The organism is Mycobacterium sp. NGS17 (assembly GCF_059813205.1).
The window spans coordinates 53807-70626 of sequence record NZ_JCALED010000009.1 but is presented as its reverse complement, the minus strand read 5'-3'; the positions used below and the strand labels follow the sequence as shown (position 1 = coordinate 70626).

Here is a 16820-nt window from a genome sequence, read left to right as displayed (position 1 = left end):
CAGCCAACGTAATAGCGGAATCAGGGAGGAACCGTGGACAAGCAAGATCTTCAATGGATGATCTCCGTCGATGACCACATCATCGAGCCACCAAACCTATGGGTCGACCGCGCGTCGGCCGCCGACCGCGATCGAGTGCCACATGTCGAGCGCATCGACGGCGTCGATACGTGGGTCTACGAGCAAGCGCGCGCGTCGGTGCTGGGCATCTTGGTTGCGGCTCACCAAAGGCCGGCCGAGTATTCCCCGCTGCCAGTGAATTACGACGATATGCCCCGCGCATACTTCGACCCGGTGGCCCGCATCCCTGACATGGACGAGGATCATGTGATCGCGGGACTGAACTTTCCGTTTTTCCCCCGGTTCTGTGGTCAGATGTTCGCCCACCTCGGTGACCGCGACCTGGGTCTCAAGTGCGTTCGGGCGTACAACGACTTCGTCATAGATGAGTGGTGCGCGGCGGCGCCCGGTCGCTACATCCCGATGGTCATCGTCCCGTTGTGGGATACCCGACTCGCAGTCGAGGAGACACTGCGGTGCGCCGGCAAGGGCGCCAAAGCCATCGCCTTCTCGGAAAACTTGCACCCGCTGGGATTTCCGTCCATCCACTCGGGAGCATGGGACGATTTCTTCGCAGTGGTAAACGAGACGAAAATGCCGCTGTGCACACACATCGGCTCGTCGTCGGTTAGTCCCACTACGTCGCCTGACGCACCTTTCGGGGTTCAGGCGGTCAACATCAACCTCAATCTCGCGAACTCAACCACGGATTGGTTGTTCTCGGGAAAGCTGCAGAAGTACCCCGACCTGAAGATCGTGCTGGCCGAGGGCGGCATCGGCTGGATCCCCTACCTCATCGAGCGTGCAGAACATGTCGCCACCGACTACCAGTACCTGCGCGCCAACAACTGGGCGGTTGATCCGGCCACGATGCGCTTGACCCCGGTGCCCACCGACCCCGAGATTTTTCCGGAGTCACCGCGCCAGCTCTTCCGCGACCACATGTACGGCTGCTTCATCGAGGACGACTTCGGGGCGGCGAATCTCGACTCCATCGGCGTCGACAATGTGATGATCGAAACGGATTATCCGCACACCGACAGCCTGTGGCCCAACTCCCTTCAGGCCGCTCACAAGGCACTCGACGGCCGGTCCGACCTCGACAAGTACAAGGTGCTGCAAGGTAATGCTCGGCGGGTCTTCGACTTTGAGCCCGCCCCGTATCCGACGCTGACGTAGTCAACGGCTCGTTTGATGCGGGAGTACCAGAGCTTCATCGACGGTAAGTGGTTGAGCGACAACGCCATCGGCACCATCGATGTTATCGATCCGTCCAATGAAGAGTTGATCGGCCGAGTCGTCGACGCTGGACCAAAGCAGGCGGCCATGGCGATCGAGGCCGCCAGGCGGGCTTTCGACGAAGGTCCATGGCCATGGATGTCCGTGCGGGAACGGGCGAAGATCATCAAGCGATTCGCTGAGATCCTCGATGAGCGCAAAGCGGAGCTTCGGGAGCTAGTCGTCGCCGAGATCGGCTCGACCGGCTTCATCACGGACCTGATTCAGGTTGGCGGTGCCATCGAGGCCGCCCACTACTACGGCGAGTTCGTCGAACATGATGTGACGTGGGTGGAGACACCGGGCGGCCCCGTGGTTTCGCCGACCGGCCTGGGCGGCGTGACGGTGGTCCGCGAACCGGTCGGGGTGGTCGGCGTCATCACGCCGTTCAACTTTCCTTTCTCGATCAACATTCAGAAGTGTCTTGCCGCGTTGGCCGTCGGTTGCACTGTGGTGCTCAAGCCCCACCCATGGACTCCGATGAACGCCCTGGAGTTGGCCAAGGTGGGCGAGCAAGCTGGCCTTCCGCCCGGTGTGTTCAATGTGGTTGCGGGCGGTGCGGACGTGGGAGAGGAGCTGTGTACCCACAAAGGCGTTGACATGATTGGGTTCACCGGTTCGACGGCGACCGGGCGGCGCATCCGGGAGCTTTCGGCGGCAACGATGAAACGCGCGCAGCTGGAATTAGGCGGCAAGAGTGCGCACATCGTCCTCGACGATGTCACCGAAAGTGACGTTGCCGGAATAGGTTTCGGGCAAGTGCTCATGCATGCCGGACAAGCATGCACCGTCACGTCGCGACTTCTGTTGCCCGAGCACCTGCTCGAAGCGTATGTCGAGGGCCTCAAAGCCATGGCTCCGATGATCACGGTCGGCGACCCGCGTGATCCCGCCACTGTCGTCGGGCCGCTGATCAGGGATCAGCAGCGTCAACGAGTTGAAGCCTTCGTTCAGGCCGGGGTGCAGGAAGGCGCGCGGCTAGTGGCCGGCGGCAAACGTCCCGACCATCTGGAACGCGGCTTCTATTACGAGCCAACGGTATTCGTCGACTGCCGCAGCGACATGCGTTTATGTCAGGAGGAGGTGTTCGGGCCTGTACTGGCGGTGGTGACCTACAGCTCCGAAGACGAGGCCATCCGCGTTGCGAACGACTCGATCTACGGTCTGGCGGGTCTGGTGATGACCCGCAATGCGGCAAGGGGATTCAACGTCGCCAGGCAGATCCGAACCGGCACCATCATGGTGCAGACTGTCGCACCCGGTGTCGATCTAGGAGCCAATCCGGGTGGTGGGCAGGGCCCCGGCTGGTCTCTACCGGCGCGCGGCATGTTCAACGGCGGGGGGCCGTTCGGCGGCGTCAAGCAAAGCGGACTCGGCCGAGAGCAGGGGCGCTGGGGCTTTGAGGAATACACCGAGTTGAAATCGATCACAATGATGTAGCGCAGCACTGCGCCTTCGACGACGCGGCGTGGGTCCGCGTAGGGACTCCGGGCTGGAAAGGTCGCGTATGGAACTGCTGAAGGATGTCCGCGTCCTCGAAGTGTCACTGTTCTCGGCGGATGCGCTGGGCGGGCATCTGGCTGACCTGGGCGCAGAGGTGATCAAGGTGGAGCCGCCTGGCGGCGGCGGTTTCCGCGGTGCGGCGGTTTCCGGCGGCGAACTGCAGGACTCGCACTGGAATCGCGGCAAAAAGAGTGTGGCGATAAACCTGAAAACGCCTGAGGGTCAACACGCGTTTCGCCGCCTGGCCGCGACATCGGCGGTGGTGATCGACGGACTACGCTACGGAACCGCGCACCGGCTCGGTTTCAGCTACGACGACATCGCCGCAGTCAACCCGACAGTTGTGTACTGCGTGCTCAACGGCATGGGCAGCTATGGGCCCTACACCCGATTAGCCACACACGGGCTTTCCTTCGACTGTTTCGCCGGCTTAAGCCCGCCGATCATCGATGCGGATGGAACGCCACGCCTTTCGGGGGCGGCGACAGGGACGACAGGCGTTCTGGCGGGACCGCTGTATGCAGCGATGGGCGTACTCGCCGCGCTGCACGCCGCCGGGCGCGATGGCAAGCCGCAGTACGTCGAAGTAGCGCAGGTCGATGCTGCGATCAACTGGAACTTTCAACACCTCACAGCGCTGGCGAACGGTCAACCCACCTACGGTGAGGGAATCCGCGCTTCGCTTCGTTACCAGTACTACGAAACGAACGACCGCAACTACGTGGTGTTCAACGCGCTGGAGGACAAGTTCTGGCTGAGGTTCTGCGAGTCACTCGAGAGGATGGATCTCTATGAACCGGGGCGCCGGAAGCCGGGGGAGGATGTCGAAGCAGAGGCCCGGCTGCGCGAGGAGTTAACGGCAATTTTTGCGAGCCGCACGCGCAGGGAATGGACCGACTTTTTTATCGCGACCGATATCGCTGGTGCGCCAGCGTTTTTGGGAGCAGACCTGTTCGACGACGACCACGCGAAGGCTCGCCGACTCGTCTACGAGCAGGCTCAGCCGGACGGGACGTCGCAGCAATTGATTGGCACCTGCATCAAGACAAAACCCGACGAACGATTTGCACCGCCAGCAGCGCCGCGCGTTGGGCAGCATACGGAAGAGTTACTCAGCGCCCTGGCGGGCTACGACGCGGCCGAAATGGAGCGCCTTCGTTCGTCGGGTGCAATCTGAACACCGGCGCCTCCCTCGCTCACGGTTCATATATGAGGAGGTTCGGTGGGCGCCGGTTCATTCCAAGGCGTTTCGGCGTCTGTGGCGACCGTTGGAGCCGCTCATCCCCACCAGAACGACGTGGCGATCGCCACGTAGAGCGCGACGAGCACTGCTCCCTCAAACCAGGTCGACTCGCCGTCGAAGGTCACCAGCACCGCGACCAGCGCCGACATGACCATCGACGCCAACAGCAGTGGCGAGAACACCAGATCGAAACCGGGCTGGCCGAGCCATACCGCCGCCAGGCAGACGATCGGGGCGATGGTGAGTGCGATCTGGACCGGCGACTGGAGTACCACCTGAACCGCGTAGTCCATCTGGTTCTTGGCCGCCAGCTGAATGCCGACGAAATTCTCCACCGCGTTGCCGGCAATGGCCACGATCACCAGACCGGCGAACACCTCGTTGATGCCCGCGGCATGCATCGCTGGCTCTAGGGCGGCGACGAACCATTCCGATACAAAGGCCGCACCGATACCGGCGACGGCCAGCATGCCGATGGCCATCGCCAACGGCCACTCGCCGTGTGCCGTCGCGACGCTGGCAGCTTCGGCCGAATCGGGGCTGGCCACAATGGGAGAGGTCGCTCTCGAGGGTTTATCACCAGCTTGCAGCGCCGAATCGGCGGCCCGCTTTCCGAGCGTGGCGGGCAGCGAGAGTGCGAACAGCGCGAGCATGACGATGGAGACGACGACCGACACCGCCCGTTCGTGGTGTTGCGCCGGGGTGTGTATCGCAGCGGTCAGCGAGGGGACGGCCAAGATGAACACCGCGAGGGTGAACATCAGTCCGAGGGTGCGTCCGTCGTCGGCGGCGAAGCGCTGGCGGCCGTGCTTGATGCCGCCGGCCACGAATGCCAGCCCGAGCACCAGCAGGGCGTTGGACAGAATCGAGCCGACGATGGTGGCCTTCACCACGCCGGAAAGGCCTGCCTTGAGTGCGAACAGGATGACGAACAACTCGGGCAGGTTTCCCAGCGCCGTCTGCAGTATCCCAGTGGCGTTGGGCCCGAGCCGGTCTCCGACCGCCTCCACCGAACGGCCGACCAGAGATGCCAGTGTGGCCAACGCCAGTGCGGAGATCGCGAACGTCAGCAATGAATTCGCGTGGGTGAAGTTGAGAACCCCGGCTGCCATGGACGCGATCACGGTGATGGTGATCATGATGCGGTCGCGCCGGGTCAGCAGCGGTAGCCGTTCGGGATGGGTGGTCGTCACGCGCCTCTCCTCTGATCGCGCTGAAGTTTTCCACACCGAATGGTTCGCGCCGAAACCGCGCTGGTGCCGCTGCGGCGACCTCGACTTACCCCCGCCCTGTTTCGCCGAAGGCCCCCGGCGCGTCTTCTGCGGGGTTTTCGACCAAACAGACTGTTCGAAGAGCGGAAGCGGTGCCAAACTTCGGTGGTGTCCGTCGAGCTGCCGCCTCTTGTACTCCTGCATGGCGGAACCTGGTCTGGCGATCAATGGCGGGACATTGCGCCGCTGCTGTCCACCCACCACGACGTATACACACCGTCAGCCCTCGGTCATCGCGGCGGGCCGGTTGTGCAGCGGCGACCCGTCACGATCTGGGACGTGATCGATGAGTCAGAACGCTATCTCGACAAACACGGATTGGACCGCCCACATTTAGCGGGCCACTCGATGGGTGGCTTCACGGCGCTCGAATTGGCGCGCCGTGGCCGGGCCGCATCCGTCTGTGCATTTTCACCGGGTGGATTGTGGTCAGACGATCTGCGGGCCCAGGTCGCGAAGAGGGTGCGACGGCAGATAGCGATGGGCCGCTTGATGGGTCCCCTTAACCGGCTTCTGATGAAATCGCCGGGTATGCGCCGACGCTCATTGACCGATTTGACGCTGCACGGAGATCGACTCAGCTACGAGCGAACCATCGAAATCAACGAAGCGTCCTTTGCATGCACCATCACTGACGACATCTTCAACAACGCTGACGAGAAGGTCGCACCGATGGACCCCCTGCCGTGCCCAATCACCATCGCCTGGGCCGAAAACGACAGGATTCTTCCACTCGAGCTGTGCGAACCCATCGTCCGCGACTGCCTGCCCCGCGCGACTTTCACCATCTTGCCCGGCCTCGGGCACACTCCGACGGTCGATGATCCCGAGCTGGTCGCGAGCACCATCCTCGCCGTCACGTGCGCCGCAAAGGCGTAGCCATCGAGGTTGCCTTGAGCATTCGCCTGGCCTGAAGCCGTCGACGGGATCTGTTGTGCGACAACTGACCACCGCCGCAGTCACGATTGGGCACCGCCGCGATCGCGATCCGTCCGTTTCGAGACGCCGTCGTCATCACTGGACCGACAGCTTGAGAATCCGAAAGTGCAGGCCGTCGTTCAGGTACACGTTGCCCTTGCCGTCGACGGCCGCACTGGCAGGATCCTTGATGTTGTTGAACGGCAACACGATTGGAGCGAGAGCAACGTGCACGTTGTCAGCGACTTCCATCGTTACGCCGGCAGGGTGATTCATCAACTTTCCGAACGGCAGAACAATTTGGGGCGCATAGCTTCTGGGATGGGACGGTTGCGTAGTGCTTATAGGCGTCGCGGCGGTCGGCGCGCCGGGGTCGCCGCTGGCACATCCCGCCGCGGCAATCCCGATCCCGCGGTTAGGGCGATTAGGCGAGCCGGTTGTCTCATTTCAGAACTTCCTACCGCTGCCCCGGGTAGGGCACCGCGCTGACGACGCCACCGCCGTTGACGGTCTCGCCGAGCAGCACCGTCGAGGTTCCGGCCGAGGGGTTGTAGTCGATAAGTGACTGGCCGCCTCCACACCCGGCCCTGGCTTGAAGGTCGAGGTCGCCCCCGTTGACGCCGACCACCACGACGCTGCGGCTCTTCACGCCGGGCACCGAGACCTGCGACGTTGTGCCGTCGTCGTTGAGCTTGGCGACGAACACGACGCCGCACGCCCCCGTGGCCTGCAGGAACGTCCCCGCCGGGAGCCGCCACGCGTTCAGGTCACCGTAGTCGGGCCCGTGCCCGTCGTTGGGCGCGGTCAGAGCCGTCGGTGTCCCGCCGTCGATAGGCACCAACCACAGCTGCGACCCGGTGGAGGTACCGCAATGGGCGAGGGCAACACCGGTGTCCCACCAGCGCACAGGCCTGCAGTCCTTCTGCCCCGCGATCGGCAGGGTGTTGCCGGCAACCCCGTCGTTGCCCATCAAAGCCAGGCCGGAGTGTGTGCCCAGCACCAGCTGCGTGCCATCGGGGGTCGAGAGGTACCCGTCAACGTCTTGGCCCAGCGGGTACGTCAGCTGGTGGTTACCCGCGAGGTCGACGCGTTCGAGCGATGCAGGCCCCGACAGGTCCGACCTGTCCAGCAGGATCGCCTTGCCGTCCGGGCGTGTGTAGCGAGGGGACGCGTGGCTACCGTCGATGGCGAACGTTGTTCTCTCGCCGCTGCGCAGGTCGACCTCTGTGACGGTGTTGTGGCCCTTCTGCTCGCTGAGGACCAGGGCGCGTGTCCCGTCGCCCGACCAGTCGACCAACCTCGAACGCGAACCCTGGCCCGGCGGCGGGAAGGTGGTGATCGGGTAACGGCCACCCGCAGGATCGACGAGGTACAGCGTCGTGGTGGCCGTCTCCCAGGTTGGTGACCCGGGGGGAGGCGCTTCACCGGGATGCAAGCCCGGAACCGGGCTCCACACCGCGAGCATCCAACCCGGGCCAACTTGCGACCAGGAAACGGTCGTCAGCGGAGCCTCGACGCCGTGGGCCGCCATCGCTGGCGGGCTATCGGGCTCGGTGTGTGCGGTCGGCGGCGGGGCGATTGCCGCCGCGAACGTAGCAATGGCCAGCGGGAGCGTCGCCAGCCCAATCCGTCGCCGGAAACCCGTGCGCGGACTGACGTTACGAAGGTCGCGGTCTCCCGGGTGTGCGCGATGCGTTGGGTTGAGCATTTCGTGTCCTTCGAAAAACATGGCCGGACCTGGGCTCCGGCGTGGCTGGCTATGTGCTGGGGGCTGCGTTGCCCGGTCACGTAGAGGCTGCGCCGCATGCCTTGCGTGTTTCTTGCGCCGGGCTTGTGCCGGCCGGGCGACCCGCATCCGACGGCTTCCTCAGCAAACGGGTGCGTGGGCGGGCCGTGAGCGAGATACTGCGTCGGTACCCGAAGCAATCAAGGGGATGGTGGTGGACTCGCGCGTCGGTATGACGTTCGGTAAGTACAACCTCACGCGCCTGCTCGGCAAGGGCGGGGGCGGGGCGGTCTATGAGGCCTTTGACACGGGCAAACAGCGAACCGTTGCGGTGAAGATCCTGGCCGACGAGCTTTCAACCAACCCCACGTTTCGCACACGATTTCAGCGGGAGTCGCAGGCGGCGGCAATTCTGCAGGAACCACATGTCATTCCGATCCACGACTGGGGCGAGATCGACGGCAGTCTGTACATCGAAATGCGGCTGGTGCAGGGGCAGACCCTTCAGGAATTGATCGCGAACGGTCCGCTGACGCCCGCACGCGCGGTGGCCATCATCAGTCAGGTCGCCGCCGCACTGGATGCCGCACACGGCGAGGGATTGATCCATCGAGACATCAAGCCGCAGAACATCATCGTCACCGCCGCCGACTTTGTATATCTCGTCGACTTCGGAATAGCCGAGGGCCGAGGCGATCCTCGGCTGACGACGGTGGGAACTCAGATCGGCACGTTGAATTACATGGCGCCCGAACGATTTCGCAACGAAGTGGCCACACCCGCGGTCGACGTCTACTCGCTGGCGTGCGTGTTGTACGAGTCGCTCACCGCAGACGCCCCGTTTGCCGGAGACAGCCTCGAGCATGTGGTCGCCGCCCACCTAGCTCTGCCACCCCCGCGACCCAGCGCGACCAATCCGCGAATTCCCGCCGCGCTCGACGACGTCGTCGCCCGCGGCATGGCCAAACATCCCGACGACCGGTACGGATCGGCGGGCGCCCTCGCCCGTGCGGCCCAACGCGCGTTGGGGAGCGGTGGCGAAACCACCGGTCCCACAGCGGCACCGGATGAAGCATGGAATTACTTCGACGGCACCCGGCCGCTCGCCGCGGGAGCCCGATCGGGCCGCACTGCCGCGGAGCCTCGCAGCCAAGGCAGGCGCCGGTGGGTGCTGCCGAGCGTGATCGCGATATCGGCGGCTCTGGTGCTGGCCGGCATCGGTTTGGACATCGGCCTGTTCACCAACGGGCCGAGCGCCCAGCGGGAGACCCCCGCGCGTGCTTCGCTGCCTCCGCTGGTGACCGGCCCCGACCTGAGCGCCCTGCACCAGTCCTGCGATCAGGGCTTTTCGTTGCAGAATGCCACGGGTTTCGGCACCCACGCCGGCCGCGGGACCCCCGAAACCTCATGCCTTTTCGCCAACAGCGTTTTGACCACCTACTGGGCGGAATACGGCAACGCCAGCCCGCTACCCCGGGCCGTCTCGGCGCCGGGTGCCGTCGACTGCACAACGGTGTCCGGTGCGCTGTGCAACGGCTCCAACTTTCTCATGCACTGCCAGCAGCAACCGGGGGACAGCTGGATCACCTGCGTCGGCGGGAGCAGCGCGCGTGTGTACCTGTGGTGAGGGAATGGCGAACGGATTGCGATCGCTATGACGCTCAGCGCGTTGCGGTTTGGGCTCTTGGGGCCGTTACAGATGAGCGCCGACGGTACCGACCTACCGTTGGGCGCGGCGAAACAGCGAGCGGTGCTGGCCTTGCTGTTGATCAACCGCAACCGCACCGTTGCGGTTGATTCGTTGATCGAGGCTGCGTGGCAACAAGGCCCGCCGCCCGAAGCACGAGCGAGCCTGCATGCGCATGTGTCCAGGATCCGCCGATTGATCAGCGGTGCGGGCGCCGACCCCGCCGCGATCCTGGCCAGCATCCAGCCGGGCTATCGGCTTAGCGTGGCCGAAAAGGATTGCGATTTAGGCCGTTTCACGACCGAAAGCAAAGCAGGAATTGAGGCGGCGGCCGCCGGACGGTTCGAACAGGCCAGTGGTCACTTGTCGGCCGCGCTGGCCGAATGGCGCGGACCGGTGCTCGAGGATCTGCGTGACTTCCCGTTCGTGGACGCCTTCGACGCCGCTCTGATGGAGGACAAGTTGGTGGCACTCACCGCGCGGGCGGAGGCCGAAATGGCTTGCGGTCGAGCCCGTTCGATTATCGGTGAGCTCGAATCCCTGGCGACCGAGCATCCATACCGAGAGCCGCTGTGGGCGCAACTGATCACCGCCTACTATCTGACGGAACGCCAATACGACGCGCTTGATACCTACGCGCGGCTCAAGGCTGCGCTCGCAGACGATTTGGGCATTGACCCCGGCCCCACATTGCAGCGTCTTCATCAACGGATCCTTCGCCAAGAGCCGCTAAACGTCGAACAGGCTGCGCGCGCAACAGCCAAACGCGCTGCGGTGACTCGTCGGCGCTCCGCCGAGCCTGCGCACGACTCCGACGTCGCACACCTGCGCGACACCGAAGGAAGACGTTATCCGCTGCGAGGAACAGTAACCAGGATCGGCCGCCTCCCCGAGAATGACATCGTTCTCGACGATGACACCGTCAGTCGCTACCACGCGGTGATTGTCGACACCGGAAATACTTTCGTGCTTACCGATCTCCGGTCAGCCAACGGTGTCGACGTCGGGGAGCAGCGGATTCGCGCCAGCGCGACGCTGGCCGATGGCGACCAGATCTGCATCTGCGGCCACGGATTCACCTTCGAGATCGCGCGGTAGTCGACTATCGCAATTTTCGTGGCCATCCGTTGCGCCGGTACTGCCCGCCAAAGTCAGGGCAGCTTCTCGCGGCGGTCCGGCTCAATCCGGGTGTTCTGCCGGATCAGCGATCGTGCCTGATGCAGGTGTTTGGCCGCCCACCTGCGATACGTGCGTCGAGCCCACGACAGCCGCTCCTGCGAACGCTCGGTACGGCGCACCAGTTCGAGTTCGACATGGTCGAGCTCGCCCGCCCCGATCTCAACTCGCTCCCGACCGTGGATGAACTCCAACACCAGCGCATCGGGATCCAGCAGTTCGCGCTCCCAGGCCTCGTGGTCATCGACGTCCGCGATTCCCATCGCATCGGCCGCGTTGCGCAGCACCTCGCCGAGTTCGCCGTCCAGCAGTTGACGAAACGCGTCGGCGCCCTGCCGCGGATTGGCAATCATCCACGAGTGGTACGCGTCGGGCACCCGGTATAGCGTGGCGTCGGCCTCGTTGGCGATGTCGCGAGCGTGCGGGAAAGGCACAATCATGTCTTTTTCGGCGTGGACAACCATCGTGGGCATCCCCTCGTCGCGCATGGTGTGCAGCATCGGCGTGTAATCACCCGACTCGATGATGGCCTTGATCGTCCGGACGGCTCCAATGGGATAACGCAGGTTCGGCACCGCTACCGCCGCAAGCACGCGAAAGTACCCGAGCTGCTCCGCGGCCGAGAGCTGCGTCGGGTCGCCCAGCGTGTCGCGAACGGCGGTGTAGGCCGCACCCAACGCCTTCGTGGGCGACTTCACCAGTTCCGGGATGGTCGTGTCGAACCGCCCGCCGGCCGCCGGGTCGAACAGCACGGCGGCGAGTACCCGCTCGGGCGCCCGCGCGGCCAGCTGGATTGTCATTCGCCCACCCATCGAATGGCCGACGAACACTGCTTGCCCGATGCCGAGCGCGTCCAACGTCCGTAATACCGAATCGGCGCGATCGCTGAAGCCGCAGGCGTCGCCGGGCAGTCGCCCGGTGTCGCCGTGCCCGGCGGCATCGACGGCGACGACCAGAAATCCCATACCGGCGATGCGGCTGAGCATCCGTAGATATGCCTTACGACTCAGCAGAAGTCCGTGCATGAACAGCAACGGCACTCCGCGGCCGCCGACTGAAAGCCCGATCCGGCGCCCGTCATCGAGTTCCACGACGTGATGACTCAGGCGGATGCGGCTTGATGATGTCTGCGTCATGGCCACGGCGGAGTTCCCGGCCGGCCGGGCGTTGAAACGGCGTCTCGAGGCGTCGGTCCCGGTGTCGACCAGCACGCCTCGCGCTTGCGGGCGCCGCGGCAGGGGTACTCGGCTGAACAAGATGACGCAAATGTCCCATCGAAGCACGGACGACATCGACCCTTGCGTGCGCGTTTACGGGGCGCGGGTCCACAATCTGCGGGGTGTCGACGTGGTAGCGCCGCGTGACGCGCTGGTCGCGTTCACCGGGATCTCCGGTTCCGGCAAATCGTCGTTGGCCTTCGGGACCATCTATGCCGAGGCGCAGCGCCGTTACTTCGAATCGGTCGCTCCGTACGCCCGTCGCCTGCTGTTGCCGACCGGCGCGCCAAAGGTAGACGACATCACCGGTCTCCCGCCCGCGGTAGCGCTGCAGCAGCGCCGTGGTTCGGCGACGTCGCGGTCGACGGTCGGCACCGTGACCACCTTGTCCAACCTGCTGAGGATGCTGTTCTCCCGCGCCGGGACCTATCCCCGAGGCGCCACGGAACGACTGGACTCCGATGCGTTCTCGCCGAACACCGCGGTCGGTGCGTGCCCGGAATGCCATGGGCTGGGACGGATTCATCGGGTGACCGAAGAGACACTGGTGCCGGACCCCTCGCTGACCATTCGTGAAGGTGCGGTGGCCGCATGGCCGGGCGCTTGGCAGGGCCAGAACCTCCGCGACATCCTCGTCACGCTGGGCTACGACATCGACAAGCCATGGCGGAAACTGCCTAAGCGGCAACGCAATTGGATCCTGTTCACCGATGAGCAGCCAACGGTCGAGATCGATCCCAGCCAGCATCCCGTGCAGGCCGACTATTACTACAACGGCACGTTCTCCAGCGCCGAACGCCACGTCCGCCACACCTTGGCCAACTCGCATAGCGCGATGATGCGTCGTCGCGTACTGCAATTCGTCGACAGCGTCGAGTGCCCCGTATGCGACGGTTCCGGGCTGCGGCCCGAGGCGCTGAGGGTGACTTTCGCCGGCCGCACCATCGCCGACTACACGGCGATGCCGCTGGCCGAGCTTGCTGACGCGTTGCGCCCGACGGCTTCTCGGACCGATGCCGCCGCCGCTTACGAGTCAACGCAATCCGGTGAGCTGACAGAAGTGGCGACCATGATCGCCGCCGACCTGGTCGCACGCCTGCAGGTACTCATCGATCTTGGCCTCGGTTATCTCACTCTTAGTCGCCGCACTCCGACGGTGTCGCCCGGCGAACTGCAGCGGTTGCGGCTGGCCACTCAGCTGCGTGCCGGCCTGTTCGGCGTGCTTTATGTGCTCGACGAGCCGTCGGCCGGACTGCACCCCGCCGACGCCGAACCGCTACTCGAGGTGCTCGATCGCCTTCGGCGCGCGGGCAATTCGCTCTTCGTGGTGGAGCACGAGATGGACGTGGTGCGCCGTGCCGACTGGATCGTCGACGTCGGGCCCGGGGCGGGGGAGCTTGGCGGCGGCGTGCTCTACAGCGGGCCGGTGCCGGGTCTGGCCGACGTCGAAGAGTCGGTCACCCGTCGGTACCTATTCGACGGGGCCAGGCCGCAGTCACGCGAAGCCCGCACCCAGTCGGGGCAGCTGCGGCTGCGCGGGATCTGCTTCCACAATTTGACAGACCTCGACGTGGACCTACCGCTCGGTGTGTACACCGCGGTCACCGGAGTGTCCGGTTCGGGCAAGTCGACGCTCGTCGTCAAGGTCCTCGGCGATGTCGTGAAAAGCCATCTCGGCACGGGACGGGTTGTGGAGCCGACCGAATCCGATGACGACGAAACGGACAGCGGGATCATCGATCTCGATCACGACGCGAGCGTCGGAGTGACGGCCGAGGGGACCGAAAATATCAACCGGTTGGTATCGGTCGACCAGCGCCCGATCGGACGCACCCCGCGGTCGACGCTGGCGACCTACACCGGCCTGTTCGACGCCGTCCGCCGCGAATTCGCCGCGACTCCAAAGGCGCGTCGCCGCGGTTGGACAGCGGGCAGGTTTTCCTTCAATGTGGCCGAGGGCCGCTGCCCGACCTGTCAGGGGGAGGGGTTTGTCTCGGTCGAATTGTTGTTCCTGCCAGGCACATACGCAACCTGCCCGGCCTGTCACGGAGCGCGTTACTCCGACGAGACGCTCGAGGTGCGCTACCGCGACCGTACGATCGCCGACGTGCTCGCGATGACCGTCGACGAGGCTTCGGAATTTTTTGCCGGCGTCGCCAACGCAGCGCGGAGCCTGACGACGTTGCAAGAGGTCGGGCTGGGGTATCTCCGTCTGGGACAACCCGCGACCGAGCTGTCGGGTGGCGAGGCGCAGCGAATCAAGCTCGCCTCCGAACTGCAGCGGCCCCGGCGAGGGCACACCCTCTACGTCCTCGACGAGCCGACCACCGGGCTGCACCCCGCAGATGTGGACCTGCTCGATCGTCAGCTGCACCGCCTGGTCGACGCGGGCAATACGGTCGTGGTGGCCGAACACGATATGCGGATGGTCGCGGGTGCGGACTGGGTGATCGACCTGGGACCGGGAGCCGGCAGCGACGGCGGTCGGGTCGTTGCCGCGGGGCCGCCGAAGAAGGTGGCACGCGCAAAACACAGTCGTACGGCGCCGTATCTGGCGAAAGCGGTTGGCGCTGGCTGATACTCGGTGAAGCTGTCGATCGAACTGTCAAGAGCGCTCTTGCTGAGTCCGAGTCACATCCGCGAATAGCGGCTCAGGGCGAAGCTGTACAGGCCGTAAGCGGCAAATCCGCCTCCCGCCAGAAGGATCAGCCCTGTGCCGAACGGGGCCTCACGTAACGTCTTCACCGCGCCGTCCAGACCCGTCGCCTTCGATGGGTCGGCGCGGATGGAGGCGACGACGACCAGAAGGCCGGCCCCGGCCAACACGGTGCCTTCGGCGATGTACCCACAAAAGCCCAATGCGGTGATCGCGCGCCCCGGCGAAACGGTGAGATCTTTGCAGAACCGCCGCGATGCTCCCTTGAAGGCGAAGTAACCACCGATTATGACGATCACCAGGCCGACCGCCACCAGGACCACTTTGCCCTGCGCGGACTGCATCAACCGCGCGCTGAGTCCGGCGTTTTGCACTGCACTGGATTTGCGCCTCCCCAGCGCGAACTGCATCGCGGTGACTGCGACCGCCGTATACACAATGGCGAGCCCAAAAGCCTTGATTCGGTTGATTGTTCGAAAATCTCGAGGATCACGCCGACGTTCGGCTGGGTGGAGGCCGACAACGGTCTCCGCAAGCCGCCATAGCGTCAGGGGAACTAGCGCTACCGCGACTGCCCACAGCGCCACGAAACCGCCAGTGGTGTCGGCGATAGTTCTCAACGCGCCGGTCTGATCAGCATCGGCCTTGCCTCCTAGAGCTATGCGGACGACAAGGTATGCGATCAGCAAATGCATCAGCCCACTGATGACATACCCGACGCGCGCCGCGATCTGTGGGGCTCGCTCAGATGTGGCGCGTCGCACGACATCAGTGGGATTGATCGCCCCGCCCATTTCGCTGGCGCTGTCCCGCTGCGTGTTCCGGGCTTCATCCGCGCCGCTCATCAGCGTGTCCTTCTCTTTGGATGCAAGTGATGCGCCGAGTGGCGACTACCCCTTTTCTTGCTGAGCCACGCGCGCCGCGCTGGTCCTCAAGCGGCCAGGTCCCGTCGTCACAGCTTGCTCAGCTTGCCAATCGTGTGAAACTCAGAGTCTTGGTAGGGTCGCCCGTCGGGTTGGATCAAGTCCTGAAACCAGAGCTGCGGAACCGCGGTGTACGGGTGGTCCCAGGAGTCCCACGGAAAGTAGGTTTGGGTCTTACCGGCCACCAGCCCCCAGTTGATCGCACCGACGTTGTGCCGCTTGGCGACTGGCAGAACTCCGTCCACGGTGCTGCCCACTGTCCGAGCCAGATACTCGGTGCAAAGGATGGGGCGTCCCAACGGTGACAGCTCGGCGATCCGGTCCTCGAAGCCCGCCGGTTTGTCGTAAGAGTGAAACGTGATTACGTCGGAGTTAGTCAATTGAAGGTCTGCGATTTCGCTTCGCCTTGAACGATCTTCCCACACGCCGTCCCACACGGCGCTCGTCAGCGGTTGACTCGGATCAACCGAACGAGCCCACCCGAACACCAGCGAGAGCAGGTCGGCCACACGGTCCAGCTTGTCTGTTCGCTCTACCTTTCGGTACACACGGGCGGGATTGTCGGGCTCGTTCCATAGGTCCCATCCCAAAACACGCTCATCAGTGCGGAATTGGTTCAAGACACCCGTGACATAGTCTCGCAGGGTGCGACGGTAGTCGAGGTCATCGAGGCGCTCCGCGCCAGGGCTTTGTACCCAGCCGGAGTTGTGAACCCCCGGTTTGGGTGCGCGCTGCGGTCCGGCTTTCGGGAACGGATCCCAGCACGAGTCGAAGAAGACAAACAGTGGTTTGATCCTGTGGCGGGCCGCTATGGCGACAAACTCCGCTAGGCGTTTTTGAAAGCCTCGCGCGTCCTGCGCCCAGAGCTGATCGTGGAGGAAGACTCGTGCAGCGTTGAGCCCATGCGTCTGGGCCCAGCCGAGCTCGGTATCGATGCGACGGGGGTCGAAGGTGTCGGCCTGAAACATCTCGAGCTGGTTGATGGCGTTCGAGGTGATGTAGTTGGCGCCGACCAGCCATCCCTGCGCCTGGTACCAGCGATTAGCCCGGTCCGTCGACCATGGACTTTGGACTGCGGCGGCGAGCGGCGTCGGGGTCAGCGTAGTGGCCGCCGCCAGCAATACCGGGAGCGTTAGGACCGTCCGACGCCTCACGTAGTGAC

At 64.5% G+C, this 16820-nt stretch carries 13 protein-coding genes; 7 read left to right on the top strand and 6 right to left on the bottom strand.

Translation table 11 applies throughout. From position 1 onward, the window contains the following. The first annotated feature begins 33 nt into the window (after positions 1-33). The 3 genes from AC5Y7E_RS19225 to AC5Y7E_RS19215 all read left to right on the top strand — a co-directional run bounded on the left by AC5Y7E_RS19225 (position 34) and on the right by AC5Y7E_RS19215 (position 4018). The gene (locus tag AC5Y7E_RS19225; RefSeq protein ID WP_499915591.1) at positions 34-1239 is read left to right on the top strand and encodes an amidohydrolase family protein; all 1206 of its coding nucleotides are present in this window, start codon (positions 34-36) and stop codon (positions 1237-1239) included. Positions 1240-1254: 15 nt separating this feature from the next. Further along, entirely contained in the window at positions 1255-2778 is a 1524-nt protein-coding gene (locus AC5Y7E_RS19220) for an aldehyde dehydrogenase family protein (protein ID WP_499915593.1), read from the top strand. 67 nt (positions 2779-2845) lie between these two features. Then, a complete protein-coding gene (locus AC5Y7E_RS19215; RefSeq protein ID WP_499915595.1) occupies positions 2846-4018 on the top strand; it encodes a CaiB/BaiF CoA transferase family protein in 1173 nt (390 codons plus the stop codon). Positions 4019-4119: 101 nt separating this feature from the next. Here the strand turns inward: AC5Y7E_RS19215 and cax are convergent, their stop codons facing one another. Continuing rightward, a complete protein-coding gene (cax, locus tag AC5Y7E_RS19210) occupies positions 4120-5277 on the bottom strand; it encodes a calcium/proton exchanger (RefSeq protein WP_499915598.1) in 1158 nt (385 codons plus the stop codon). A gap of 186 nt (positions 5278-5463) precedes the next feature. On the opposite strand from cax, the gene AC5Y7E_RS19205 reads away from it, so the two are divergent. Then, positions 5464-6234, top strand: coding sequence for an alpha/beta fold hydrolase (locus tag AC5Y7E_RS19205; protein WP_499915600.1), 771 nt, complete (start codon positions 5464-5466; stop codon positions 6232-6234). Between the two features lie 135 nt (positions 6235-6369). Here AC5Y7E_RS19205 and AC5Y7E_RS19200 read toward each other — a convergent pair whose 3' ends face one another. Both AC5Y7E_RS19200 and AC5Y7E_RS19195 read right to left on the bottom strand, forming a co-directional pair. Continuing rightward, positions 6370-6549, bottom strand: coding sequence for a hypothetical protein (locus AC5Y7E_RS19200; protein ID WP_499915601.1), 180 nt, complete (start codon positions 6547-6549; stop codon positions 6370-6372). A gap of 181 nt (positions 6550-6730) precedes the next feature. Continuing rightward, a complete protein-coding gene (locus tag AC5Y7E_RS19195) occupies positions 6731-7981 on the bottom strand; it encodes a hypothetical protein (RefSeq protein WP_499915603.1) in 1251 nt (416 codons plus the stop codon). Between the two features lie 232 nt (positions 7982-8213). On the opposite strand from AC5Y7E_RS19195, the gene AC5Y7E_RS19190 reads away from it, so the two are divergent. Continuing rightward, complete coding sequence (locus tag AC5Y7E_RS19190) at positions 8214-9626, top strand: serine/threonine-protein kinase (RefSeq protein WP_499950366.1); 1413 nt, start codon at positions 8214-8216, stop codon at positions 9624-9626. Between the two features lie 27 nt (positions 9627-9653). After that, complete coding sequence (locus AC5Y7E_RS19185; RefSeq protein ID WP_499915607.1) at positions 9654-10784, top strand: BTAD domain-containing putative transcriptional regulator; 1131 nt, start codon at positions 9654-9656, stop codon at positions 10782-10784. A 53-nt stretch (positions 10785-10837) separates the two neighbouring features. Here AC5Y7E_RS19185 and AC5Y7E_RS19180 read toward each other — a convergent pair whose 3' ends face one another. After that, the gene (locus tag AC5Y7E_RS19180; protein WP_499916709.1) at positions 10838-11998 is read right to left on the bottom strand and encodes an alpha/beta fold hydrolase; all 1161 of its coding nucleotides are present in this window, start codon (positions 11996-11998) and stop codon (positions 10838-10840) included. A 121-nt stretch (positions 11999-12119) separates the two neighbouring features. Here AC5Y7E_RS19180 and AC5Y7E_RS19175 point away from each other — a divergent pair, with 121 nt between their 5' ends. Continuing rightward, on the top strand, positions 12120-14657 hold the full coding sequence (locus AC5Y7E_RS19175) for an excinuclease ABC subunit UvrA (protein WP_499950364.1): 2538 nt from the start codon (positions 12120-12122) through the stop codon (positions 14655-14657). Positions 14658-14710: 53 nt separating this feature from the next. On the opposite strand, the gene AC5Y7E_RS19170 is transcribed toward AC5Y7E_RS19175, so the two are convergent. Together AC5Y7E_RS19170 and AC5Y7E_RS19165 are read right to left on the bottom strand one after the other, a co-directional pair. After that, on the bottom strand, positions 14711-15529 hold the full coding sequence (locus tag AC5Y7E_RS19170) for a DUF1206 domain-containing protein (protein WP_499950500.1): 819 nt from the start codon (positions 15527-15529) through the stop codon (positions 14711-14713). 158 nt (positions 15530-15687) lie between these two features. After that, positions 15688-16812 carry a glycoside hydrolase 5 family protein gene (locus AC5Y7E_RS19165; RefSeq protein ID WP_499950363.1) on the bottom strand — a complete coding sequence of 375 codons (1125 nt, stop codon included), beginning with the start codon at positions 16810-16812 and terminating at the stop codon, positions 15688-15690. Positions 16813-16820 lie beyond the last annotated feature (8 nt).

Coding starts and splice junctions, on each gene's coding strand:
- AC5Y7E_RS19180 (WP_499916709.1), bottom strand. CDS start 11,998: ATGACGCAGACATCATCAAGCCGCATCCGCCTGAGTCATCACGTCGTG.
- AC5Y7E_RS19175 (WP_499950364.1), top strand. CDS start 12,120: ATGACGCAAATGTCCCATCGAAGCACGGACGACATCGACCCTTGCGTG.
- AC5Y7E_RS19200 (WP_499915601.1), bottom strand. CDS start 6,549: ATGAATCACCCTGCCGGCGTAACGATGGAAGTCGCTGACAACGTGCAC.
- AC5Y7E_RS19220 (WP_499915593.1), top strand. CDS start 1,255: ATGCGGGAGTACCAGAGCTTCATCGACGGTAAGTGGTTGAGCGACAAC.
- AC5Y7E_RS19185 (WP_499915607.1), top strand. CDS start 9,654: ATGACGCTCAGCGCGTTGCGGTTTGGGCTCTTGGGGCCGTTACAGATG.
- AC5Y7E_RS19215 (WP_499915595.1), top strand. CDS start 2,846: ATGGAACTGCTGAAGGATGTCCGCGTCCTCGAAGTGTCACTGTTCTCG.
- AC5Y7E_RS19195 (WP_499915603.1), bottom strand. CDS start 7,981: ATGCTCAACCCAACGCATCGCGCACACCCGGGAGACCGCGACCTTCGT.
- AC5Y7E_RS19170 (WP_499950500.1), bottom strand. CDS start 15,529: ATGGGCGGGGCGATCAATCCCACTGATGTCGTGCGACGCGCCACATCT.